Annotated in this window: 13 protein-coding genes and 12 pseudogenes; 19 read left to right on the plus strand and 6 right to left on the minus strand. The window is 60.3% G+C overall.

The features are described 5' to 3' along the window. Positions 1–23: 23 nt before the first annotated feature. Both JEY66_RS43420 and JEY66_RS43425 read right to left on the minus strand, forming a co-directional pair. On the minus strand, positions 24–515 hold the full coding sequence (locus tag JEY66_RS43420) for a hypothetical protein (RefSeq protein WP_080650447.1): 492 nt from the start codon (positions 513–515) through the stop codon (positions 24–26). A 490-nt stretch (positions 516–1,005) separates the two neighbouring features. Beyond that, complete coding sequence (locus tag JEY66_RS43425; protein ID WP_018273657.1) at positions 1,006–1,161, minus strand: DUF3768 domain-containing protein; 156 nt, start codon at positions 1,159–1,161, stop codon at positions 1,006–1,008. A 128-nt stretch (positions 1,162–1,289) separates the two neighbouring features. Between JEY66_RS43425 and JEY66_RS43430 the strand changes: the two genes are divergently transcribed. Further along, a protein-coding gene (locus JEY66_RS43430) for an IS3-like element ISRj2 family transposase (RefSeq protein WP_085967151.1) occupies positions 1,290–2,419 on the plus strand; the annotation gives its coding sequence in 2 pieces (ribosomal slippage) (positions 1,290–1,542 and positions 1,542–2,419; 1,131 coding nt in all). Between the two features lie 371 nt (positions 2,420–2,790). On the opposite strand, the pseudogene JEY66_RS43435 reads toward JEY66_RS43430, so the two are convergent. Next, positions 2,791–3,257: pseudogene (locus tag JEY66_RS43435) on the minus strand (helix-turn-helix domain-containing protein); the annotation flags it as partial. Here JEY66_RS43435 and JEY66_RS43440 point away from each other — a divergent pair. From JEY66_RS43440 to JEY66_RS43475, 8 genes and pseudogenes are all read left to right on the plus strand, one after another. After that, complete coding sequence (locus tag JEY66_RS43440; protein WP_080650449.1) at positions 3,250–3,588, plus strand: integrase core domain-containing protein; 339 nt, start codon at positions 3,250–3,252, stop codon at positions 3,586–3,588. The pseudogene JEY66_RS43435 and the gene JEY66_RS43440 overlap by 8 nt on opposite strands. A gap of 884 nt (positions 3,589–4,472) precedes the next feature. After that, a pseudogene (locus JEY66_RS43445) lies at positions 4,473–5,150 on the plus strand (L-serine ammonia-lyase); the annotation flags it as partial. After that, positions 5,144–6,454, plus strand: a complete 1,311-nt coding sequence (gene glyA, locus JEY66_RS43450; RefSeq protein ID WP_018273661.1) for a serine hydroxymethyltransferase — start codon at positions 5,144–5,146, stop codon at positions 6,452–6,454. The pseudogene JEY66_RS43445 and the gene glyA, both read left to right, overlap by 7 nt. Before the next feature lie 55 nt (positions 6,455–6,509). Then, positions 6,510–7,247, plus strand: a pseudogene (locus tag JEY66_RS43455) (FAD-dependent monooxygenase); the annotation flags it as partial. Positions 7,248–7,568: 321 nt separating this feature from the next. Next, the gene (locus tag JEY66_RS43460; RefSeq protein WP_018273663.1) at positions 7,569–7,814 is read left to right on the plus strand and encodes a hypothetical protein; all 246 of its coding nucleotides are present in this window, start codon (positions 7,569–7,571) and stop codon (positions 7,812–7,814) included. Between the two features lie 780 nt (positions 7,815–8,594). Further along, positions 8,595–10,610, plus strand: coding sequence for a squalene--hopene cyclase (gene shc, locus JEY66_RS43465; protein WP_026193372.1), 2,016 nt, complete (start codon positions 8,595–8,597; stop codon positions 10,608–10,610). 273 nt (positions 10,611–10,883) lie between these two features. Then, positions 10,884–11,405 (plus strand): annotated as a pseudogene (locus tag JEY66_RS43470) (ATP-dependent DNA ligase); the annotation flags it as partial. Between the two features lie 51 nt (positions 11,406–11,456). Beyond that, positions 11,457–12,219: pseudogene (locus JEY66_RS43475) on the plus strand (IS6 family transposase). Here JEY66_RS43475 and JEY66_RS43480 read toward each other — a convergent pair. Next, on the minus strand, positions 12,216–12,413 hold the full coding sequence (locus tag JEY66_RS43480; RefSeq protein ID WP_245287121.1) for a ParA family protein: 198 nt from the start codon (positions 12,411–12,413) through the stop codon (positions 12,216–12,218). The pseudogene JEY66_RS43475 and the gene JEY66_RS43480 overlap by 4 nt on opposite strands. 435 nt (positions 12,414–12,848) lie before the next feature. On the opposite strand from JEY66_RS43480, the gene JEY66_RS43485 reads away from it, so the two are divergent. Further along, positions 12,849–13,718: an outer membrane protein gene (locus JEY66_RS43485; protein WP_041482989.1), complete on the plus strand. Its 870-nt coding sequence runs from the start codon at positions 12,849–12,851 to the stop codon at positions 13,716–13,718. Positions 13,719–13,837: 119 nt separating this feature from the next. Beyond that, positions 13,838–14,191: pseudogene (locus JEY66_RS43490) on the plus strand (transposase); the annotation flags it as partial. Positions 14,192–14,433: 242 nt separating this feature from the next. Here the strand turns inward: JEY66_RS43490 and JEY66_RS43495 are convergent. After that, positions 14,434–15,069: pseudogene (locus JEY66_RS43495) on the minus strand (IS110 family RNA-guided transposase); the annotation flags it as partial. 106 nt (positions 15,070–15,175) lie between these two features. Here JEY66_RS43495 and istA (JEY66_RS43500) point away from each other — a divergent pair. Both istA (JEY66_RS43500) and istB read left to right on the plus strand, forming a co-directional pair. Beyond that, positions 15,176–16,915 carry an IS21 family transposase gene (gene istA / locus JEY66_RS43500; RefSeq protein WP_209911835.1) on the plus strand — a complete coding sequence of 580 codons (1,740 nt, stop codon included), beginning with the start codon at positions 15,176–15,178 and terminating at the stop codon, positions 16,913–16,915. A 4-nt stretch (positions 16,916–16,919) separates the two neighbouring features. Beyond that, positions 16,920–17,687: an IS21-like element IS1631 family helper ATPase IstB gene (gene istB / locus JEY66_RS43505; protein WP_018273672.1), complete on the plus strand. Its 768-nt coding sequence runs from the start codon at positions 16,920–16,922 to the stop codon at positions 17,685–17,687. 73 nt (positions 17,688–17,760) lie between these two features. Here istB and JEY66_RS43510 read toward each other — a convergent pair. Continuing rightward, positions 17,761–18,162, minus strand: a pseudogene (locus JEY66_RS43510) (IS110 family transposase); the annotation flags it as partial. Between the two features lie 66 nt (positions 18,163–18,228). On the opposite strand from JEY66_RS43510, the pseudogene JEY66_RS43515 reads away from it, so the two are divergent. The 6 genes and pseudogenes from JEY66_RS43515 to JEY66_RS43540 form a co-directional block, all read left to right on the plus strand. Next, positions 18,229–18,375: pseudogene (locus JEY66_RS43515) on the plus strand (helix-turn-helix domain-containing protein); the annotation flags it as partial. A 194-nt stretch (positions 18,376–18,569) separates the two neighbouring features. Beyond that, the gene (istA, locus tag JEY66_RS43520) at positions 18,570–20,108 is read left to right on the plus strand and encodes an IS21 family transposase (protein ID WP_018273674.1); all 1,539 of its coding nucleotides are present in this window, start codon (positions 18,570–18,572) and stop codon (positions 20,106–20,108) included. A gap of 15 nt (positions 20,109–20,123) precedes the next feature. Next, positions 20,124–20,618 (plus strand): annotated as a pseudogene (locus JEY66_RS43525) (ATP-binding protein); the annotation flags it as partial. A gap of 87 nt (positions 20,619–20,705) precedes the next feature. Further along, entirely contained in the window at positions 20,706–21,728 is a 1,023-nt protein-coding gene (locus JEY66_RS43530) for an IS110 family RNA-guided transposase (RefSeq protein WP_026193373.1), read from the plus strand. 271 nt (positions 21,729–21,999) lie between these two features. Continuing rightward, a pseudogene (locus JEY66_RS43535) lies at positions 22,000–22,245 on the plus strand (ATP-binding protein); the annotation flags it as partial. Positions 22,246–22,513: 268 nt separating this feature from the next. Continuing rightward, a pseudogene (locus JEY66_RS43540) lies at positions 22,514–23,008 on the plus strand (DDE-type integrase/transposase/recombinase); the annotation flags it as partial. Between the last annotated feature and the right edge of the window lie 51 nt (positions 23,009–23,059).

Raw genomic sequence — 23,059 nt, forward strand, 5'->3', positions numbered from 1 at the left:
TGGGAATGAGATGACTCGAAATGCTACCTCCAAGCATTGCGATCTGCTTTGACCAAGTCCGCGGCTAGATGGCCAAGTCTGGAACCGGCTCGTCCGTGGCCGTCGATCGAGCCGCCAGCTTGGACAGCGGTCCGCAGAGAGCCTTCAAGCCGCGCCGTCATCTCCTTGGCCGCCGAAGCCTCAGCAGTCGCCCGTAGCACCTCAGCCATTAGGCGATCGGCGCGCTCGCGCTCGCGCTCGAAAACCGCCCGATGACCAGCTGCCGTCGCCTCGAGCCGCGCGATCTCTGCCTGCAACGCCAGGATACTTTCCGCTCGCAGGGCGTTGTTTGGCTGTCGACCACCGGTTCGCCGCGGCTTATGCCGCATTTCGGCGAGATCGACGCACACCAACGCGTTGCCATCGTGTGAAAGTGAGCGCGGCAATTGGCGTCGCTTGGCAAGCGAACGAGCGGCCCCTGGCGAGATTTTCAGGCGGGCAGCAAGAGCGATATAGGTCAGCCTCTCAATTGGCATCGGCTGTCCTCCTGGGAGCGTACCGGGCAGTGTGCGCTGATCGCCAAAGGCTAGGCCGTCATGGTTAAGAGATTCTTAACGCGCGAGCAGACCGATCTTCCGGCTACGCGCGGGCGGGAGCAATCTTCATTCCCCCGTACGCCTCTCCTTTAGCTAACGCGGGATGGGCGCGTATCATGCGGAGTCAATATGGTTTCTGATTACCCGCGTTCACGCAGGAAAAAACCCTCGCAATGAAGCGAGGGTGTGGACAAAAAGATCGTCCGAGTAAATCCGCACTGGTTGGGCTCTACGGCATCAGGCCGCAAGTCGCGGCCTACCAAGATTCCCCGCAACGGGCGACCAACCCGCTAGGTGCTTCTTCCGTTGTGTCATGAAGGGAGACTGATAAGGTCCGTGCCTCGCGCGTTGACGCGGCACCCCTCTCTTGGCCTTTCGGCGTCGGTTACCTCAAGAAACGTCGGCTCGATGCCGCCGTCGATCTCGGGGCTCAGTACTCCGCCGCAAGCATGAGCGTGAGCACGCGCGTCGTACGTTCCGGGTCGCCGGGATCTTCAGAACGGTTCACCACCTTGTCGTAGTAGATCCTATGAAGCGAGTGGCGCCGAATCGTGCCCTCATTGATGATCACTTCGGTGATCAACATGGGAGCTCTCCAATGACAACGAACATTGATACGGTCGATGAGAGCTGGCCCCGCAAATTCGGACAGTAGCTTGAGTGGATTTTCTGCCTGACAGCGGCGAGGATTCTTGCTGCGAATCAGGAGCGAAGATGACGAAGAAGAGCCGCCGGACGCATTCTCCGGCATTCAAGGCGAAGGTTGCTTTGGCTGCGGTCAAAGGCGACAAGACACTGGCGGAGCTGGCGCAACTGTTTGATGTTCATCCGAACCAGATCACGATCTGGAAAAACCAGCTCCTGGAAGGCGCCGCCGGCGTGTTTGGGCATGACAAGACATCGGCCGAGACGCCGGTCGATTTGAAGGCGTTACATGCCAAGATCGGCGAGCTGGCGTTGGAAAACGATTTTTTGTCCGGCGCGCTCACCAAGGCGGGCCTGCTGAGCGCAAAGCGATGATCGACCGCGATCATGATCTTTCTATCGTGCGCCAGGCGAAGGTCCTGAAGCTGGCTCGCAGCACGGTCTACTATGAACCTCGGCCAGTTTCGGCCGAGGACCTTGCCTTGATGCGTCGGCTCGATGAGCTGCATCTCGATTATCCCTTCGCGGGAGCGCGTATGCTGCGATCGTTGCTGCGGCGGGAGGGCGTATACGCCGGTCGCCGCCACATCGCGACGCTGATGAAGCGCATGCGGATCGAGGCGGTCTATCGTCGCCCGAACACGAGCAAGCCGGCTCCGGGTCACAAGATCTACCCGTACCTGTTGCGCGGATTGAAGATCGAGCGGCCCGACCATGCGTGGGCAATGGACATCACCTACATTCCGATGCGGCGTGGCTTCGTCTATCTCGCGGCGGTCGTCGATGTGTTCAGCCGACGGGTCCTGGCCCATCGCGTCTCGATCACAATGGAGGCGGCCTTCTGCGTCGAAGCGGTCCAGGAGGCGTTGGCGAAGCACGGCAGGCCCGAGATTTTCAACACGGATCAGGGCAGTCAGTTCACCAGCCTCGAGTTCACCGATGTGCTGCTGGACGCGAAGATCGCCATCAGCATGGACGGCAAGGGCGCCTGGCGCGACAACGTGTTTGTCGAGCGGCTCTGGCGCACGGTCAAATACGAAGAAGTTTATCTCCGCGCCTACGACAGCGTGTCCGAGGCGCGAGCGTCAATTGCCAAGTATCTGGCCTTCTACAATCAGGGACGCCCTCACTCGAGCCTTGACGGGCGCACGCCCGACGAGGCTTACTTCGGCACGCAAGCTATGGTGATGGCCGCATGACCGTCGCCGACGGTTTTGTCGTCGCTCTGGTCGGGCTACGCCCTCCCGACGCAACGACAAAACCGTAAAGCCCCGCGTTCAGCATAACCCGGCAGGAATCCACTTAAATCCAGCGGGGCGCTGTCCAAACAACCGGGGCCAGCTCTATGTGTGCTGTGTGGCGCTCGAGCTGAGCAAGACGTCCTGGGTGTGCGCATTTGCGGTTCCAGGCGACAACAAGGCTACCGCCCACAAGATCAAGGCCAGGGATGTTCGAGTCCCTCTCCCGCTACCATCTTTCCCCCACACCCCTTTGACTTGGTTTGGGAAAGCTTTTTCGCCCAACAGGGCGTTTAACCGGCCGGATATCTCCACCGTTACGCCACCGAGGTTGCATTGAGCGCAAGCTTAATCGGCTTGGGCCGGCGGGCGGATCGATCCGCATGCCATTGGGCAGTTGTTGCCCGATACTCCAACCCGCCGCCGCGGGTGGCCGCGTTGCGCCGCAGTTCACGGGAGACTGTCGAAGCAGCCCGCCCCAGGCGACGTCCAATCTCCTGTATGGAATGGCCCTGCACCTTGAGCAGTGCGATCTCCTCGCGCTCAACCAACGAGTGGTACCGCCCGGAGAGCGCATTTGCCAAGATCTGAACATCGCTGGTGGCATGCCGCCCGCTTTCGGAATAATCTGCCTCCGACAGGTTGTGACAATCCCGCTTCCAGCGCAGCATCTTCGCTACTTAGCGGCAATCGCCCGCCAAAATTTATTCTGTTCATTGCGTCCTGCAACAGACGGCCGTCCTGGCGATGGCAATGGGGCTCGTTCTGATTGGGCCGATCGGCGCCTTACAATGTTCATCGCCGCCTCAAACCTCCGAGTGTTGCGACGACCGATTGAATCCGCCCAATACGCATTAATAGCCTATCGCCAAATTCTGGCGGATCGTGACATCACGATCCGCATGAGCCGGCCGGGCAACCCCTTCGACAACGCCAAGGCTGAAAGCTTCATGAAGACGCTCAAGGCTGAAGAGGTCAACGGGAAGGCGTTCTCCGACATCCGGGACGCGCGTCGCCGGATCGATAGCTTCATTGCTGACGTCTACAACAAAGAACGCCTGCACTCTGCGCTCAGCTACCAATCGCCCCTTGAGTTCGAAGCCGCGTTCGCGCAAAACAAAGCACGATAACCGTCGTGGCGACCGCGCCGTCACCGAGATTGTCGTGTCTCATTTGAGGGGTGCAGTCCATGCCTGTCACTGCAATTTGGCTGACTGATAAGGAAACAGACAGACCTTATCTTGAAAGCAACGCCGTCGAAGCGCCTGGGGCGCAGATAGTGGCCTAATGGCGCAATGAAAGAAATGAAAATGCGGTCTCCGGAAACGTACGTCCCCGGAGACCAGTCCGGCGAATTACTCGGCGGCCTGCATAATTCCACGCGACTTCCCAACCGGGGCCGCCACAGTATCGATCGCCTCCATCGACTTATCGAATTTGACGTGTTCCCCGTCAGCCCCCTTGAGACCAAGTGAGGGACTTTACGAAGGGAGGATTTCTGTTCATCGTAGCCGTAAGGAGCTCAGATGAAGCAGAAATCCGTACCGGGCAAAGCGCCTGCAGAATAAGTGCTGACGGACATCCGACGCCAAACGCGTCGGCAATACTCTGCGGAGGAGAAGATCCGCATTGTGCTGGAAGGTCTGCGTGGCGAGGAGAATATCTCCGAGCTGTGCGTTCGGAAGCGATGTATTTGATCGCCGCTGTTCCATGCGAGTACGAGGTCCAGCGCCAAGGCCGCTGCCGACATCGATGCTGAGACCGGGAAGGGGCGTAGAGCCCATCTCTGCACGCTGGATTGCGCCGCAACTCGTTTTCGGAGTCCAGACACATGACCCGGTGCCGTGGCTCGCCGGCAGGTCTAGGCTTGAGGCATTCGAAGTACCCATACTCCGGTCCGTCGCAGAGCAATACCTGGGCCGCACGGCCATTGCCGGCGATCCAAGTGTGAAGAAACGGAGGATAGTTCGGACGTTGCGACACTGCATGATGATTCAGGACGATCGAGAACGGCCCCGGCGGACTTCATGTTCGCAGACGGGCGCCAAATTTGCGCCGCAAGCTCGACGCCGCCTTCGGTTCGAACAATCGCTCCGCGCACGAGGTGATGGATTGGGTCAGCCTCTATGCCATCGCCGTCAATGAAGAGAATGCCGCCGGCGGGCGTGTGGTGACGGCGCCGACCAACGGTGCGGCTGGTATCGTTCCGGCGACGCTGCGCTATTTTCGCGACCATTGCTGCGACGCCTCACCCGAGGCGATGCGCAACTTCCTCCTGACGGCCTGTGCGATCGGTACGCTGTTCAAGCTCAATGCATCAATCTCGGAAGCGGAAGTCGGTTGTCAGGGCGAAGTCGGCGTCGCCTGCTCGATGGCCGCGGCCGGTCTCGCCGCCGTGCTCGGCGGTTCGAACCGGCAAGTCGAGAACGCCGCCGAGATCGGCATGGAGCATCATCTCGGCATGACCTGCGATCCGATTGGCGGTCTGGTGCAAATTCCCTGCATCGAACGCAACGCCTTCGGCGCCGTCAAGGCGATCAGCGCCGCCTCGCTGGCGCTCGGAGGGGACGGCTCTCATGTCGTATCACTGGACAAGGTAATCGCGACCATGCGCCAGACCGGCAAGGATATGCAGTCCAAGTACAAGGAGACCTCGCTGGGAGGCCTCGCGGTCAATCTCTCGGAATGCTGAAGGAATCTTCGATGAACCATGTACTGATGGATAAGTTCTTCACCGACGACATCGCCAACACGGACCCTGCCGTCGCTGCCGCGATCGCGAGCGAACTCGGGCGCCAGCGCGATGAAATAGAACTCATTGCGTCCGAGAACATCGTCTCTCATGCGGTGCTGCAGGCACAAGGTTCGGTCCTGACCAACAAATATGCAGAGGGCTATCCCGGTCGGCGCTACTATGGCGGTTGCCAGTTCGTCGACGTCGCCGAAGATCTCGCGATCACGCGCGCCAAGGAGCTGTTCGGATGCGCCTACGCCAATGTGCAGCCGAATTCAGGGAGCCAGGCCAACCAGGCCGTGTTCATGGCCCTGATGAAGCCCGGCGACACCTTCATGGGTCTCGACCTCGCCGCGGGTGGCCATCTGACGCACGGCGCCAAACCGAACGTGTCGGGCAAGTGGTTTAATGTGGTCAGCTATGGCGTGCGCAAGCACGACCATCGCGTCGACATGGAGACGCTCGAGCGTCTCGCGAACGAACACCGCCCGAAATTGATCGTCGCGGGAGGCTCGGCTTACTCGCGGTTCTGGGATTTCGCCGAATTTCGCAGGATCGCGGATTCGGTCGGAGCCTATCTCTTCGTCGACATGGCGCATTTTGCCGGATTGGTTGCCGGCGGCGTTCATCCTTCGCCTTTCCCACATGCACATGTGGTCAGCTCGACCACCCACAAGACGCTGCGCGGACCCCGCGGCGGGCTCATTCTGACCAATGACGAAGAGCTGTCACGGAAGATCGACTCAGCCATCTTCCCCGGCCTGCAGGGTGGTCCGTTGATGCATGTGATCGCCGCAAAGGCGGTCGCTTTCGGCGAGGCGCTTGACCCGCAATTCCGCGTCTATGCTCGCGACGTCGTGGAGAACGCCAAGGTATTGGCGGCGGCATTGGTCGCGGAGGGGTTCTCCATCGTATCGGGCGGGACCGACAACCATCTCATGCTGGTCGACGTCAGGGGCAAAAACCTGACCGGTAAAACCGCCGAAGCGGCGCTGGGCCGCGCCAACATCACCTGCAACAAGAACGGCATCCCATTCGATCAGGAGAAGCCTACCGTGACCTCCGGGATCCGGCTCGGCACGGCGGCGGCCACCTCGCGCGGCTTCGGCAGGCATGAATTCGAAACCGTGGGGCGGTTGATCGCAACCGTACTCAACGCGGTGTCGGCCTCGAACGACGGTACGGCTGCTGCAGTCGAAGCGGCTGCCAAAGCGAAGGTCGCGGAACTCACGGCTTCATTTCCTGTGTATCAGGCAAGGTGAGTACCGAGGCGGAAGCTTAAGCGACAGGCGGATGCGCCGTGCGAAGCGAGGTGTCATGCGGATAGTTTGTATCGGTGGAGGGCCGGCTGGGCTCTATTTCGGCCTGCTGATGAAGTTGCGGCACCAGCAACATCAGATCACGGTGGTCGAGCGTAACAGGCCCTACGACACCTTTGGCTGGGGAGTTGTCTTCTCCGACGCCATGATGGAGGCAATGAAGGCTGCCGATCCGGAGAGCGCCGACGAGATTGAGGGTGCATTCAATCATTGGGACGATATCGAACTCGTCTTCAAGGGCACGCGCCAAAGGACTTCTGGCCATGGCTTCGTCGGTATCGGGCGTAAGCATCTATTGAACATCTTGCAGAAGCGTTGCGAAGCTTTGGGAGTCGAGTTGGTATTCCAGCGTGAGGTCGGCTCCGATCTCGAGTTCACCGATGCCGATCTCGTGGTTGCTTGCGACGGCGTGAATTCACGGATCCGCGATCGTTACGTCGATCATTTTAGGCCCGACATGGTGGTGCGCCCGAACCGTTTCATTTGGCTCGGCACCAAGAAGGCTTTCGACGCATTCACCTTCGATTTCGAAAAGACCGAGCACGGCTGGTTTCAGGCGCACATCTACAGGTTCGACAACGAGACCTCGACGTTCATCGTCGAGACCACGGAAGAGGCGTTCAACGCGCACGGGCTCGGGACGATGGATCAGGAGGAAGCAATCGCATTCTGCGAGGGGCTCTTCGCGGAAACACTGGACGGTGCCAGCTTGATGACCAATGCACGTATGCGACGGCGCGCGCCTAGCGGGCGCGCGCGAGCATGGAAGCTGCCTTTGAAGACGCCATGGTTACAAATTTTGACAGCTTCTTGCCGGTTGCGGCGGGTCTGCCCGATCCCGGCCATCATCACGTGATTGCTGCGGCGACCAGGACGCAAGCCGCGACGATTGCAACTGAAAATCTTAGAGACTTTCCGGCGGCAGTTCTTTCCGACCTGAACATGGAGTCAAGCTGGACAGTCCTTGGCAGCTGCGATTCTGGTACAAACTTCGCTTTCGAATATTCCATAATGAAGGTTATGATGAGCGGCGCGCGCCGGCGAAGAACGCAGGGGGATGATCCACCGTATCATCACCTCCGATGGCCTGTCGCCGGGTCTCAGCTTCCAAGTGGCGCGGACAGACGCGATCCGCGACAAGCTGGACGGCCACGCCGAGACCTGGGGCAAGCTGACCGCAAAACTGGCTATCGCGCGCAAAGACCAGGATCGCGCCGATCGACAACGGCGCGGTCGCGGACGAGCAGGGCAGTCCGATGGGGTCTCATTCAACCAGAATATTGATGCCGTCGAGATCGCGTAGGGCGGATACGCACCCCGCTGGAATAGAAGCTCTCTAGATCCTTGATCATTTGTGTTATGGAGCTTAGCAGCGCTATCCAGGTGATTCTATTTAACTATCTGCGTTCGCATAACATAGATTATGGAATATATTCCTATTTCCCGAAAGCTCCGAAATCGCTGGTTAATCTTTAACCGACTGACGTTTCTTACGACGCGTTCGCTTGAAGTTGGCGGACAGCGCCGCGTTGGCGTCGCCTGCGTTCCCGCTTGCGTCGAACTGGCGCTACCGACGGCATCGGTCGCAGCGTCGTGGCCGGCGACGACTCTGACGCAGCCTGCGCCTTGTCGACCGCCTGCTGACGACGCTCACGCTCTTTCTGCCTGGCGGCCTCTTCCCTCGCCCGTTCCTGCGCGCGGCGTCCCTCCTCCCGTTCGTAGGCGAGCGCGGCTTGCGGAGACGGTTCGCACCCATTGATCGATGCCAATGGCGACCGCTGGGAATTCTCGCTCAAGAGCTTCTGCAACAGCTACGATCTGCTCACCTTCGGAGTGATCAAGCGTCGGTCTCCCATCCTGCTCGTCGGCTGAGCAGGGCCTATTTCACCGACCGCCCGCCGGGCGAAGGTGGGATCGTCGGAGGGCACATCGAGCTTGTCCGACCTTCGATCCGGGCTCTCTCTTGCGGATTGAACTCAAGCGGCGCAATCCGGCGGTTAAGTGCCAATGGAGCTTCTCTCTTGAGAGCTCTCGCTTCATGCTCTAAGTGTACAGCTCGCGCAACCACATCTCAGAAAACACAATGACTCTCAGCCTCTTAGAAAACTCCACGATCGTTCGACCTCGCTCCGATCGACTGTCTCGCTCGATCCAGGCGGCGATCGATTGGCTGTGGGAAACTCAAGATTCGTCTGGATTCTGGGTCGGTATGGTCGAGTCAAATTCGACCATCGAGGCTGAGTGGTTGCTGGCCAGCTATATTGTTGGCTTCGAGTTACCATCTGAGAAAGATGTCATCGGGGCTCTGCTGCAACGACAGCGGCCCGATGGATCCTGGGGAACATACCCTGGCGCCCCGGATGGCGATATCAACTCGACTGTGGAGGTTTACGCAGCACTGCGGGCCAAGGGATTTGATCCCAATTGCGACGAACTGGTTCGCGCTCGTGCATGGATCCTGGAGCACGACGCGATTAGAAACCTCCGCGTGTTCACGCGGTATTGGCTGGCTATGGTGGGCGTTTGGCCTTGGGAGCATACGCCCAATCTGCCCCCAGAGATTATTCGATTGCCGCTTTGGTTTCCATTCAACATCTACAATTTCGCTCAGTGGGCTCGTGCGACCATGGTGCCTCTCACCGTCGTCGCGGCACGGACCCCTGTTCGGCCGCTCCCCGGCGGCAGCAAACTCGAAGAGCTGTTTCCATGTACCTACGAGGATCTCGACTTTTCGATTCCGGCGAAGCGCGCGCGCACCTTCTCGCTAGAATGGCTCTTTTTGAAGATTGATCGCGGCCTTCACAAGGCGCAGAGGCTGAAGCTGATCCCCTTCCGTGAGAATTCGATCAAGCTGTGCCTTGAATGGATGATCCGGCATCAAGATGCGGATGGTGGGTGGGGAGGTATCCAACCCCCCTGGATATATGGATTGATCGCGCTGATTAACGAGGGGTACACCATGGACCACCCGGTGGTGTCTAAGGCGATCGGCGCGCTGACCACACACTGGAGCTATGAGCGAAATGGCGCCACTCATATTCAGGCGAGTGAATCTCCAGTATGGGATACTCTGTTAGCAATTCTTGCGCTCCACGAGGCAGGAGTATCTTCAGACAAGACCGAAGTTCGCAAGGCGCTGGAATGGGCTCTCAATCAGCAGGTTCTCGTCCCCGGTGACTGGGCTATCAAGATTAAGAATGTGCGCCCTGGCGGGTGGGCCTTCGAACGCGCCAACAACCATTATCCCGACGTTGACGATACTGCCGTTGCTCTCCTTGTTCTCGGAAAGCTACGATCAACGATCGGCGAACTGCGGCCGAGAGTTGAACGTGCGATTGAGTTGGGCGTCGAATGGACGTTGGCCATGCAGTGCCGCAATGGCGGTTGGGCTGCTTTCGACAAAGACAACGACAAGGAAATTATCTCAAAGATACCATTTTGTAATTTCGGCGAGGCAATTGATCCACCAAGCGTCGACGTCACAGGCCACGTTATCGAAGCCTTTGCGGCGCTCGGGTATGACAAGAACCACCCCGCTATTCGTCGCGCTCTAGACTACATCCGAAGCGAGCAAGAAGAAGCTGGAAGCTGGTTCGGTCGCTGGGGCGTCAATCATATCTACGGCACCGCTGCCGTTCTGCCGGCGTTAAAAGCGATAGGCGAGGACATGACGCAGCCCTATGTACTGCGCGCCATTGCTTGGATCCTATCGAGGCAGAATGACGACGGAGGATGGGGTGAAACCTGCGCATCCTACATGGACCCTGAGCTTCGAGGACGGGGACCAAGCACGCCGTCGCAAACAGCGTGGGGCCTTATGTGCCTGCTCTCTGTGAATGCCAGCCCCGAAATCAACGCGGCGCTTCGGAATGGTGTCGAGCATCTCTGCTCAACCCAGAAGAGCGATGGAACTTGGGACGAGGATTACTATACGGCGACGGGCTTTCCGGGCTATGGGATCGGCGCTCGTACCAACTCGACCAATCGCTTGCAGCAGGGTACGGAGCTATCACGCGGTTTCATGTTGAGCTTCAACATGTACCGACACTACTTCCCGCTGCTCGCATTGGCGCGAATCGCGACAAATCCTCCTAGGTGAGCTTGGATCGGCTTCCGTATCTCGCCAGCTCCCGCAGCGGCACTCCGAGCGTTTCGATGTTCCCAGCCCAGACAGGGACCGAGAAGTTACGCAGGCATGTCATTCGCCAATCTTGCTGCGTAGAATGCTTCGGCCATGCGCTTTGTCTGCGCATCGGTCAGGGATGGGATGATGGGACGTTCCTTCAGCAGCGCCTCAGCATCCGCAAGCGCCCTGTCGAAGTCTGCGAGGACCGTGCGTTGCGGCCACGTTCGCCCCGAGCGCCTGCAGCCGATGCTCGCTACGCTTACCGACGCGCCGTTCGACGATCCCGGCTGGGTTTTCGAGGACAAGTACAACGGCTTCCGCATGATCGCGGAAATCCGGCGGGGCAAGGTTGCGCTCTACAGCCGCAACGGCAAGATCATCAGCCGCAGCTATATCGAAGTCGCCAAAGCGCTGGAGGGCGCGAAGGGCGACGCCATGATCGACGGCGAGCTCGTCGCGATCGGAAAGGACGGCGTCTCGCATTTCCAGCTGCTTCAAAACGCGCTACGCCATGAAGCGAAGCTCATGTATTACGCCTTCGATCTTATGTTTGAGAATGCAGTGGACTTGCGCAAGCAGCCTCTCCTCGAGCGCAAGAAGCGGCTGAAGGCGATTCTGCCGCGCGACAAGCTGATCGTCTTCGCTGGCTTCACGGCGCCCGGGCGCACCAGGCCATTCTTCGGCGCCCTGGTCCTCGCCGTGCGGGAAGACGACGCATGGCGCTACATCGGGCATGTCGGCACTGGCTTCAGCCACAAGGTCCTGGAAGGGTACCGTCAAGTTAACGAATTGGAGCGGCCAAGGGGATAGACGAGCGGCATGCCGATCGCCCGGGACCCTCTTTATCGCCGCCATCGCTTCCCACCGGAAGTGATCAGCTATGCCGTTTGGTTGTATTTCCGGTTTCCCTTAAGCTTGCGCATGGTCGAGGAAATGCTGGCGGCGCGTGGCATTGGCGTGACCTATGAAACCGTGCGCCAGTGGGGACGGAAATTCGGCAAGCCGTTCTCCGATCGGATCCGCCAGCGCGCACCCGCTCGCGGTGACAAATGGCATCTGGACGAAGTCGTTATCTCGATCGCGGGCGAACAACATTGGCTCTGGCGCGCTGTCGACCAGAATGGCTTCGTTCTCGACGTCTGGATCCAGCGCCGAAGAGACTCGCGCGCTGCCCAGCGGCTCATGAAGAAGCTCTTGAAATCCGCCGGCACGCCGCCGCGCGTGATGATCACGGACAAGCTCCGTTCGTACGGCGCTGCGAGGGCGAAGATGGGCTTTCACGTCGAACATCGCCAGCACAAAGCTCTCAACAATCGGGCCGAGAATTCTCATCAGCCGACGCGGCGACGCGAGCGGATCATGAAGCGTTTCAAATCGTCCCGTCAGGCTCAACGGTTTCTGTCAGTTCACGATCAGGTCGCGAACCTTTTCCACATCCCCTATCCCGGAGCTGTCACCGCCGACTTCCGTCGTGCTTCGCGCGAGCGAGCCTTCGCGACTTGGCGCGACATCTCCACGACAAGCGCTATCGCCGAATCTCGAACCTTTGAGAATGGCCTCCTTCGGCTCGGCGGTCGATTAAGTTGAAGATGCCACCCGAACGACCGGGGGATCGGGATGGCCGCGCCGCTCTTTCCATTTTGAAATCGTGCCTTGTGGATCCGCCTCGACAATTGCGACGCGCTCCCCGTTCCCCAACGCTGCGACTGCAATTTCGACCGCCAGCGTGCGCTTGCCGCTTCCGCCTTTTTGGGTGACCAGAGCAAGGACATACATCTCCTACGCGTCCCGGACGACAACGACATGAAACGCACGAGTCATCGACATTTAGCCTACCCTTCCCGATGGTGGGTCGCATCAAGAGCGAACGTGGAAATCGCAGCCAAATCGGGACCCAGCGGTGCAATACGTCGGCCAACGTCAGGGGGCCGCGAGAATCACCACGACGTGGCTTTGTAAAATAGTTCGTTATTCGGCCGTGTCACGGATCTTCGCGAAAGGATTGCTGAGCACCGTCGTACAAGTTTGAAAGCAGAGCCTGCTCGCCTCTCTGGAATGGACACGGCAAGAAGCGGCTGTCGCAGTTGCAGCAAGATGCTGCCGCCTACCAGATTGGAGAGGTGATTTGCCTGCCAGCTCGAACTATCGAGCTAATCACAACTTGGGGACAAGCTACGCAATATTTTGCGTGCCCTGCAGGAGGACGCTGGGATGAAGTACAACAAGCAATTGTCGCTCGCGGGCATCATTGCGTTCGGAACGATCGCTTTTGGCAGCGAAAGTTTAGCTGCTGATTTGCCTGCGGCACCTGTCGTCGAAGCACCGGCTCCCGTTTATCCTCTCTTCAGCTGGACTGGAGGTTACATCGGAGGCAGTGTAGGCGCGGGTTGGGGTACCAGCCAGACCGACCTCGCTGTGGGCAATACATTCATCGGCGCCCCCGTCAACCAGACTGTAAACCAGCTCATCGGCGGCACTGCCGATTTGAATGTGCCATTGCCGCAGGTGCAGACGAACGGCTTCCTCGGCGGCGTACAAGCCGGTTACAACTTCCATTCCGGTTTGATGGTCTACGGCGTGGAAGGCGATTTTTTATGGAGTGGTATCAAGGGGCGCAATGGCTGCATTGTCGTCTTGAACTGCACGAACGACACCAAATGGATTGCCGATATCACCGGACGGGTCGGCGTCACGGTGGGCGACCGCGGCCTAGTCTACATCAAGGGCGGCGCGGCTTGGGCCGATTCCAGCATCGGCATCAACCAGTCCTTTGCCGTTACATCGAACTTGGGGGCTGGCTTTGCTGCTAACGGTGCTGCCGATGGCAGAGCGAGCAAGAACTTATTTGGCGGCACATTGGGTGCCGGCGTCGAGTATGCCTTCCTGCCCGGCTGGTCAGCCAAACTTGAGTATGACTACTTCGATTTCGGCAGGCAAGACGCAAGGCTGCCGGTTTCGGTAGCGGGCCGTGTGCAGACGGGCGAAGGTGCGCCTGGTGCCCTCGCTGTTGGCGTCACGACGCCCGTCTCCTTCAAGCAGCAGCTTCATACGATCCGGGTTGGCGTAAACTACCACTTCTGACAGGCAGGAGCTTTGATCTGCAGTTCTGTTTCTTCTGTTCCTCGTCAGCACCCATGAGACAAATTGAGGGTCTTCACGGAGGGAGGATTTCTGGTTCATCGTAGCCGCAAGGAGCGAAGATGAAACAGAAATCCGGGCCGGATAAAGCACCGGCAGAGCAAGTGCTGAAGAACATTCGGCGTCAGACCCGCCGGCAGTACTCGGCGGAAGAGAAGATTCGCATCGTGCTGGAAGGGCTGCGCGGCGAGGAGAACATCTCGGAGCTTTGCCGCCGCGAAGGTATCGCCGCCTCGATGTATTACGGCTGGTCGAAGGAGTTCCTGGAGGCCGGCAAGCGCCGGTTGGCAGGCGACACGGCCCGCGCCGCGACGTCCGGCGAGGTGAAGGACCTTCGTCGTGAGGCCACCGCCTTGAAGGAGGTCGTGGCCGATCTCACCCTGGAGAACCGCTTGCTTAAAAAACGTATGGCCCGCCCCGTCTGCAAGGGGGTCTGCAATTTGACACTGATCAGTCTGCGTCAACGTATCCGGCCTCGAAGCGTAGCTTCCGGCCATGATGGAGATACGCGCGCTCCGGTCCTCATAAAGCGTCCGGCATTGAGCCGCCATCTTTTTGACCAGGCTTCCGAAGCGCCGTTCGACTGTCAGGCCATCTCGTCGTCACCCTCTCGCAAACATCCGCGACAGCCCGACACTTGGCCGGACCGCCAAACCTTCTAAGCCGCCATGGTCCTAGTATCCGTGAAGCGCTCTCCGTTTCTCAGCACCGCCCAGGCGATCCGGGCGAGCTTGTTTGCGAAAGCGACAACGGCGACATTGTGATGGGCGCGCCCTATGAGCGCTTTCGCCCACCGTCCCAGCGGCGTGTCCCGCTCAGCTATATGGGGCAACGCCGCGCGCGCTCCATGGATCAGCTGCTTGCGGAGATATGTATTACCGCGCTTACTAATTCCCAGCAGCTTCGGTTTGCCTCCGGTGGTAAACTGACGTGGGACCACGCCAAGCCAGGCCGAAAGATCGCGGCCCCGATCAAAGAGCTCCGCCCGTCCAATCGCCGCGACAAGCGCAGTTGCCACAATCACGCCGATGCCGGGGATCGTGGTCAGCCGGCGAGCGTCTTCGTTCTCCTTCGCACAACGGACAAATTCCGCGTCGAAAGCCGCAATCCGACGGTTGAGCTCAGCCCATTGCGTGCGCGCGTCGGCGACCAGCGCGATCATCCGCGGGCTCAATCCCTCTCCGCCCTGTTCGTCCATCAGTACGCCCAGGAACTGTTCAAGCTTCTGCTTGCCCTGCGGCGCGACCAGGCCGCGCTCAAGCAGAATCGAGCGCAGCTGGTTGATCAGTGCTGTCCCCGTGGGTCGGTCAAAATCCCCCGGTATGGTCACTTGAAACTCCCCCACCTGATGATCGCCGTCAGCGCCGCTGAACAGCAGTAGCCGGTCAGGCAGGACGTTTATGTTCGACCCCTTTAGCCAGCAAGGGGCCGGGGAGTTGAACGTCTTGAAGCGACATCTGCAAAGCACCGTACTTACATTACTTGATCGCAACACCAGCCAGCGCGAGATTCACCGGCTGACGGGTGTCGATCGCAAGACGATCCGGCGTTATCAGGCGCTGCGGGCCGGTGCGGAGGCAAATTCCCCCGGGGAAGTGACCACCGGCTCGGTGAGCGCGGACGGCCAAATTCCTCCACCCCGACCGGAAGCGACGGTCACCAGCAGCCTGGCCCGTTCGGCTTGCGAAGCGCATCGGACGTGGATCGAAGAACAGGTCCGGCTGAAGCGGAACGCGCAGGCGATTTACCAGGACCTGGTTGATCAATTTGGCTTTCCGTCCAGCTACCAGAGTGTCAAGCGGTTTGTGCGCCGGTTGCGGCACGCTGATCCTGAGCAGTTTGATCGTCTTGAGTTCCTCCCCGGCGAGGAAGCTCAGGTCGACTATGGCGAGGGCGCGCCGACGGTTGATCCGAAGAGCGGGCGGTACCGTCGTCCCCGCCTGTTCGTGATGACGCTACGCTACTCGCGGCGCAGCTTCCGGCGGGTAGTCTGGAAGTCCAGCCAACAAGTCTGGGCGCAGCTCCACGAAGAGGCGTTCCGGTATTTTGGCGGGGTCCCCAGCTATGCCGTGCTCGACAACCTGAAGGAAGGCGTCCTCAAGCCGGATTTGTACGAGCCCCAGCTCAACCCGATTTACAGCGCGATGCTGGCTCATTACGCCGTGGTCGCCGATCCCGCGCGCGTGGCCGATCCAAATCGGAAAGGATGCGTCGAGAATGCGATTCAACATACCCAGGGCACTGCGCTGGCCGGACGGCGCTTCGAGACGCTGGAGGCGCAAAACGAGTTCTTGAGGCACTGGGAGGAGAACTGGGCTTCCAAACGCATCCACGGCAGCACGCGCCGTCAGGTCGAGGCGATGTTCCAGGAAGAGAAGCCGCACCTGCGGCCGCTGCCTGTCGCTCCCTTCCGCATCTTCACCGAAGTCGTCCGGACTGTCTGCGACGACACCACCGTACGCGTCGACAACAGCTATTACGCCGCGCGGCCCGCGCCGATCGGCAGCCAGGTCGTCGTGCGCATCTACACCACCACGATCGAGATCCGTGATCGCCACACCCGTGCGCTGCTGCGTGTTCATTCCCGGATGGCGCACCCCGGTTCTGTCGTCCTGCCGACCAGCGAACGGCCGTTCAACCCGTCGCGGCAAACCGCCGTGCTGCTGGCGAGCGCCGAGCGCATCGGACCGCAGACCAGGGCCTTGTGCCAGCAGGTGTTCGACACCGAAGGGCGCCCCGGACAGCGCGCGATGTGGGGCATTGTCGGGCTGGGCCGGAAGTATCCGGCGCGGCTGGTCGAGCAGGCCTGCGCGCACGCCATCGATAACCGCATCTACCGCTACAAGCACGTGCGTGCGACCGTCGAGCGGTTGTTCGAACAGGCGATCGAGCAGGTTGGAGTGACGCCACAGCCGGCATCGCCGCTCACCCAGGATCATCCGCTGATCCGTACCCCCGCGGAATACGGCGACCTCTTCAGCCGCGCTGTGCGGCGCGACGCCGACGACAATGGTCGGCAGGCCGAGGCTCACGACGATCACGCCACGGCAATCCGCGCTCGTGTCGCCTGCGCAACCCCGGCCAACTCCGGCGCCACGAGCGCTCCCGCTGCACCTTCTCACCTTAAACTGGAGACCTAGCCACATGATGACCATGCCGGAAATTGAGCGTTGCCTACGACAGCTGCGCCTGTCGGGTGTCCGCGACACGCTGCAGACGCGCGTGCTCCAGGCGCAGGGCGCCAACCAGCCCTTCCTCGAGACCTTCTCCCTTATCCTGCAGGATGAACTGGACCGTCGTCAGTCCCGTCTTATCGAGCGGCGATACCAGCAATCCGGGCTCGACGAAAAGCTGACGCTCGCCGAGTTCGACTGGTCCTTCAATCCCAAACTGCCACGTCAGACCTGCTTCCAGCTCCACACCCTGGCGTTCATTGCCGCTGGCGAGAACGCTCTGCTTGTTGGCAAACCTGGCACCGGGAAGTCGCACATCGCCAAGGCGATTGCCTATCAGGCGATCCTGCAAAGCCACAAGGTCCAGTATCTTGAGACCGACGACTTCTTCCACCGCTACGCCCTGAACTCTCCGGCACAACGCGAGGTCCGGCTGCGAACCATCATCGACTGCGATCTCCTCGTGCTGGACGATCTATTCCTCGCACGCGCCATCCCCGACGACGCCGGCACTTTGCTGCAGACCCTGATCCATCAGCGTTACAAACTGCGCCGCAGCGTCATCGTCACCTCCAATCGCGTCGTGCAGGATTGGGGGGCACACCTTGGGGACAACACTATGAGCACGACGATCCTCGATCGCCTTATGCATCATTGCCATCTGCTTGAGTTCGACGGACGCAGCTATCGGCTCAAAGAAGCCGCTGAAGCTCTTGCCCGGGAAACAAACTCAAACTAACAGTCCCTTGTCCTGCCTCGCGGGTGGAGGAATTTGACTGACCACACCCGGAGGAATTTGAAGTGACCCGCGGGGCTGTCCGCTCACCGACCAGCCGGTCCCGGGATCGGTGAAGCGTCTGCATGTCGAGCTGGTCCTGGCTCTTCAGTCCTACAAAGCGCATCGTCGGCCGCGTCGCTGCCTCCGCGATCCCTTCGGCGTCACGATCGTCGTTCTTCTGCGCTTTGACGTGCGGCCGGACATATTCGGGCGACATCAGCCGAACATCATGACCATGGGCGGCGAACAACCTGCCCAGATGATGAGACCCGCAGCACGCCTCCATCCCGACGACGCACGGAGGAAGCTTCGCCACAAGAGCAACCAGCGTCTCGCGCCTCACGCTACGCCGCACCACGACTGCGCCAGACGCATCGAGCCCGACGACACTGCAGAAGTTCTTGCCAAGATCGATACCAAGCACTGCAATATCCATTTCCGTTCCTCCTTTTGTACGTCGGCGACCCTACACTCCGATGGAGGGGCGGGCCATTCCATAACGTATGAACGGAGATGGGGAGGACGAGGCATGAGGTATCCCGCCTCCGAGAAGGCCGAGATCATCCAGCTGGTCGAGCAATCGCATCTGCCGGCCAAGCGCACCTTGGACAAGCTCGGGATCCCCCGCGCCACGTTCTACCGCTGGTATGCGTGTTCCAGCCGATCGTGATCACCGATTCCAGGCCATCGTGATCACTCATTCCAGAGCATCGTGATCACCGTTTCCACCCGATCGTGATCGCTATTTCCAGCGATCATGATCGGGGGCAATGGGGAGGCGCGCACCGCTGACAGTCTGCAACCCGGCTACCTTGGTCTTTTGCCCAACCGCAGAGGATCGAGATGCCGACCGAGAGACTGTCCATGCGCCACATTCGTGAAGTTCTACGCCTGCACTACAGCGTCGGCATGTCGCAACGCGCCGTTGCCCGCAACCTCGGCTTGGCCCAGGGCACGGTCAGCAAGTACCTCAATCGAGCCCGCCGCGCCGGCCTGACCTGGCCGTTGCGGCCAGAGCTGGATGACGATGCCCGGCTCGAGAACCGCCTGTATCCGCCACCCTCCGATCGACCCAGCGACGAGCGTCCGCAGCCGGATTGGGCGCTCGTGCATCGCGAGCTGCGGCGCCCGAACGTCACGCTGATGCTGTTGTGGGAGGAGTATTGCGACGCAAGCTCCGACAGCTTCAGCTATTCGTGGTTCTGCGAACGCTACAAGGAATGGGCCGGCCGCCTCAAACCGACCCTGCGCCAGGTTCACGTCGCCGGCGAGAAGCTGTTCGTCGACTATTCCGGCCACACGATGGAGGTGGTTGACGGGCTCACGGGTGAGGTGCGCAGCACGCAGATCTTCGTCGCCGTGCTCGGCGCCTCGAACTACACCTACGCCGAGGCCAGCCTCAGCCAGAGCCTGCCGGACTGGATCGCCTCGCACGTTCGGGCCTTTGCCTTTTTCGGCGGTGTGGCCCGGCAGACGGTGAGCGACAATTTGAAGGCCGGCATCACCCGGGCCTGCTTTCACGAGCCGATGGTCAACCGGACCTATGCCGATCTCGCCCGCCATTACCGCACCGCCATCGTCCCGGCGCGGCCGTATCGGCCGCGCGACAAAGCCAAGGTCGAGGTCGGGGTCCAAATCGTCGGGCGATGGATTCTGGCGCGTCTGCGCAACCGCCGCTTCTTCTCGCTCGCCGCCCTCAACGAGGCGATCCACAGCCTCCTTGTCGAGCTGAACGATCGACCTCTCCGGAGCTGGGGGCGAAGTCGGCGCGACCTGTTCGAAGAGCTCGATCATCCGGCGCTCACCCCCTTGCCGGATGAACCGTACGAGTATGCCGAGTGGAAGCGCTGCCGGGTCAACCTCGATTATCACGTCGAGATCGCCAAGCATTACTACAGCGTCCCTCACAGCCTCGTTCATCAGGAGGTTGAGGCCCGCATCACCCAAAAGACCGTCGAGATATTTCTCCGCGGCAAGCGGGTGGCGTCGCATCTGCGCAGCACCTTGCCGCATCGCCCGACCACGATTCCCGAGCATATGCCGAGCTCGCATCGCCGCTATCGCGACTGGACCCTTGAGCGCATTCGTTCGGAAGCCGCCAAGGTCGGTCCCGATGCCCAGACGCTGATCGACGTCATCCTGCGATCGCGGCCACATCCGGAACAGGGCTTCCGCTCGGCCATCGGCATTCTCGGGCTGGTCAAGCGCTACGGCCAGGAACGCGTCGATGCCGCTTGTGCCCGGGCCCTCCTGCTCAACGCCCGTTCGTGCAAATCGGTCGCCGCCATCCTCAAGAACGGCACTGACAGAACTGCTCCTCCCGCCGAGGAGGCGCCCATCCTCTTCCACACCAACATCCGTGGCCGCAGCTATTACAATTGATCAGGAGAGATCAGCATGCTCATTCACCCCACCGTCGATCGCTTGCGCGCACTCGGCCTCGCCGCCATGGCCGATACCTGCGTCGAACTGCAGAACAATCCCGAGGCGGCCGAGATGCCGCACGCCGATTGGCTCGGCCTCCTCGTCGATCGCGAGGTCACCGCCCGCGACAACCGCCGCCTCACGCGCCGCTTGACCGGGGCCAAGCTCCGTCAAGCCGCCACCATCGAGAACGTCGACTATCGCACCGCCCGTGGTCTCGATCGTTCGCTCTTCCAGAACCTCGTCACCTGTCAATGGATCCGTGACAGCAACCACCTGGTCATTGTCGGCCCAACCGGCACCGGCAAGTCCTGGCTTGCCTGCGCGCTCGGCAACAAGGCCTGCCGCGACGGCTTTTCCGTCCTCTACAAGCGAACATCCCGCCTGTTCGCCGATCTCGCCCAGGCGCGCGGCGAAGGCCGTCTGGCGCGCCTGATCGCGGCCCTGGAGCGCGTCAATCTCCTCATCCTTGATGGTGTGGACGGCCTCACTCAACGGCATCATAGTGCCAAGGCGTGGTCGCCAGAGCGCCACAAAGAAGGGAGACCGTCCGAGATGAAGTTTATCAGAATAGGCGTTGATCTCGCCAAGAACTATTTTCAGATTCATGCGCTGTCTAGTGAGGATGCACCAGCCGTAAAGCGCAAGCTGACGCGCCGGACGATGCGCGAGTTCTTCTTGAAGATCGAGCCGTGCCGCATTGGCATGGAGGCTTGCGGTTCAGCGCACTATTGGGCGCGCGAACTGAAGGCCATGGGACACGATGTTTCTCTGATGCCGCCGGCCTACACAAAGCCCTATGTCAAACGAGGTAAGAACGATGCCGTCGATGCGGAAGCCATCTGTGAAGCGGTCTCGCGTCCTGCCATGCGTTTTGTGCCGATCAAGAGCGCTGATCAGCAAGCGACCCTGATGTTGCACAAGACACGCGAGCTGCTGGTCAAACAGCGAACGATGAGCGTGAACGCTCTACGCGGCCACTTGGCCGAATTCGGTCTTGTCGTCGCCAAGGGCAGCGGCCGCGTCGACGAGCTTTTAGGCCTCGCAGAAGGCGACGCGACTCTTCCCGACGCTGCTGTCTTGGCCGCGAAGGTTCTCGGTCAGCAAATTGATGCGCTCGGAAGCGCGCTCGATGATTTGGAGAGCGAGATCGCCAAGGCTCACGCGCTCAGCGAGACGAGCCGTTCGCTCGAAGAAATTCCCGGCGTTGGCAAGCTTGTTGCCTCGGTAATTGCAGCCAGTGTACCAGACCCAAGCGTATTCCATTCGGGACGGGATTTTGCTGCCTGGCTGGGTCTGACGCCCAGGCAAATTTCGAGCGGGGGTAAACCAACTCTCGGAACCATCACCAAGGCGGGTAATCGATATATAAGGAAGCTACTCGTTCTCGGAGCAACATCGCTTCTAAACGTTGTGGAAAAACGCCGCGGCGGCTTGCGCGACTGGATTGTCGGGCTTTTGGCTAAAAAGCCGGCGCGGCTTGTGACCGTCGCCCTCGCCAACAAGCTTGCTCGGATCATCTGGGCAATGATGAAAACCGGAGAATGCTTCCGCACCGAGATGTTCGCCAAACCTTGAGTGTCGGCCAGCCGCATCCGAATCGAAGAGTTATAAGCTTGGTAAGTGCAAGAAAGGCATGATGAAAGACAACGGTCGCCACCGAAAACCAGGAAAACCCGACCAGTCGTGTGAGCTTTAAAGCTCGCATCCTTGATGTGACCCCCTGGTTGTCGGACTTCATCAGGGCCAGCGGAGATATGATCCGCGCTAAAGGCCGGACATACGATCGCAGCCGTCCAAGTCGTTCGAAGTGCCAAATTGTGCTTGCCATCAGAGGCCGTCCACATACGACGACTGGGGACCCGAACCGCTCACCGCCGACCAGCGCCGTGATCTGCTTGAGATCGTCGATGATCGCTACGACAAGGGGTCCTTGTTGACCACAAGTCAGGTCCCCGTGTCGCAATGGCATGACGTCATTGCCGATCCCACCCTCGGCGATGCGATATTGGACCGCATCATTCACAATGCGCACCGCATCGAGCTCAAAGGCGACAGCCTGCGCCGTCAGGCCGGCGAAAAGAAAAAACCGTGAGCACCTCACGCGCGATCGCCCCGCCGGCCCACAGGCCCCTCCCGCGCGCGTCGCTCCGTCGCTCGTGGCGGCACTTCGCGCCGCGCACGGGGCCCTCCCATGGACCGCCGGGACGATCTCCAAACCAACCCGCCAACCTTGACGAGGAGGCTATTTCCAGCCCAGATGCAATCGTCAGCCGTGTTCGTCTCCGAACCTGATCGCGATCACTGGAATCCGTGATCACCATCGCCTGGAACACCTGATCACCATCCCTGGAATGCGCAGCTGGTATGACCGATACCGTGAAGGCGGCCCTGGGGCGCTGGATGACCGCCGTTCCCGACCAGACCGTGTCTGGAACCGGATCCCGGACAATGTCCGCCGCCAGATCATCGACCTGGCGCTGGATCTTCCAGAACTGTCGCCGCGAGAGCTGGCGGTACGGTTCACCGACGAGAGGAAATATTTTGTCTCGGAGGCATCGGTCTATCGGCTGCTGAAGGCGCATGATCTCATCACCAGCCCAGCGTACGTTGTGATCAAGGCGGCGAACGAGTTCAGGGATAAGACCACCGCCATCAACCAACTGTGGCAGACGGACTTCACCTACCTCAAGATCACCGGTTGGGGATGGTACTATCTCTCGACCGTGCTCGACGACTTCTCGCGCTACATCGTGGCCTGGAAGCTCTGTGCCACGATGTGCGTCGATGACGTTACTGCAACCCTCGACCTGGCGCTGTCGGCCTCGGGCCTAGATCGCATCACCGTCGTGCACCGGTGCGGATTTCACGGATCGTGAGCATCGATTTCGCGCGATCGTGAGCACTGA

The organism is Bradyrhizobium elkanii USDA 76 (genome assembly GCF_023278185.1).
In the GTDB taxonomy this organism is placed as follows: Bacteria; Pseudomonadota; Alphaproteobacteria; order Rhizobiales; family Xanthobacteraceae; genus Bradyrhizobium; species Bradyrhizobium elkanii.

Excerpts from the sequence above, each read along its gene's own strand:
- istB (WP_018273672.1), top strand. The coding sequence starts at position 16,920 with ATGATGACCATGCCGGAAATTGAGCGTTGCCTACGACAGCTGCGCCTG.
- JEY66_RS43460 (WP_018273663.1), top strand. The coding sequence starts at position 7,569 with ATGATCCACCGTATCATCACCTCCGATGGCCTGTCGCCGGGTCTCAGC.
- JEY66_RS43485 (WP_041482989.1), top strand. The coding sequence starts at position 12,849 with ATGAAGTACAACAAGCAATTGTCGCTCGCGGGCATCATTGCGTTCGGA.
- JEY66_RS43530 (WP_026193373.1), top strand. The coding sequence starts at position 20,706 with ATGAAGTTTATCAGAATAGGCGTTGATCTCGCCAAGAACTATTTTCAG.
- JEY66_RS43480 (WP_245287121.1), bottom strand. The coding sequence starts at position 12,413 with ATGTATGTCCTTGCTCTGGTCACCCAAAAAGGCGGAAGCGGCAAGCGC.
- JEY66_RS43440 (WP_080650449.1), top strand. The coding sequence starts at position 3,250 with ATGTTCATCGCCGCCTCAAACCTCCGAGTGTTGCGACGACCGATTGAA.
- JEY66_RS43425 (WP_018273657.1), bottom strand. The coding sequence starts at position 1,161 with ATGTTGATCACCGAAGTGATCATCAATGAGGGCACGATTCGGCGCCAC.
- JEY66_RS43420 (WP_080650447.1), bottom strand. The coding sequence starts at position 515 with ATGCCAATTGAGAGGCTGACCTATATCGCTCTTGCTGCCCGCCTGAAA.
- istA (WP_209911835.1), top strand. The coding sequence starts at position 15,176 with ATGTTCGACCCCTTTAGCCAGCAAGGGGCCGGGGAGTTGAACGTCTTG.
- shc (WP_026193372.1), top strand. The coding sequence starts at position 8,595 with ATGACTCTCAGCCTCTTAGAAAACTCCACGATCGTTCGACCTCGCTCC.
- istA (WP_018273674.1), top strand. The coding sequence starts at position 18,570 with ATGCCGACCGAGAGACTGTCCATGCGCCACATTCGTGAAGTTCTACGC.
- glyA (WP_018273661.1), top strand. The coding sequence starts at position 5,144 with ATGCTGAAGGAATCTTCGATGAACCATGTACTGATGGATAAGTTCTTC.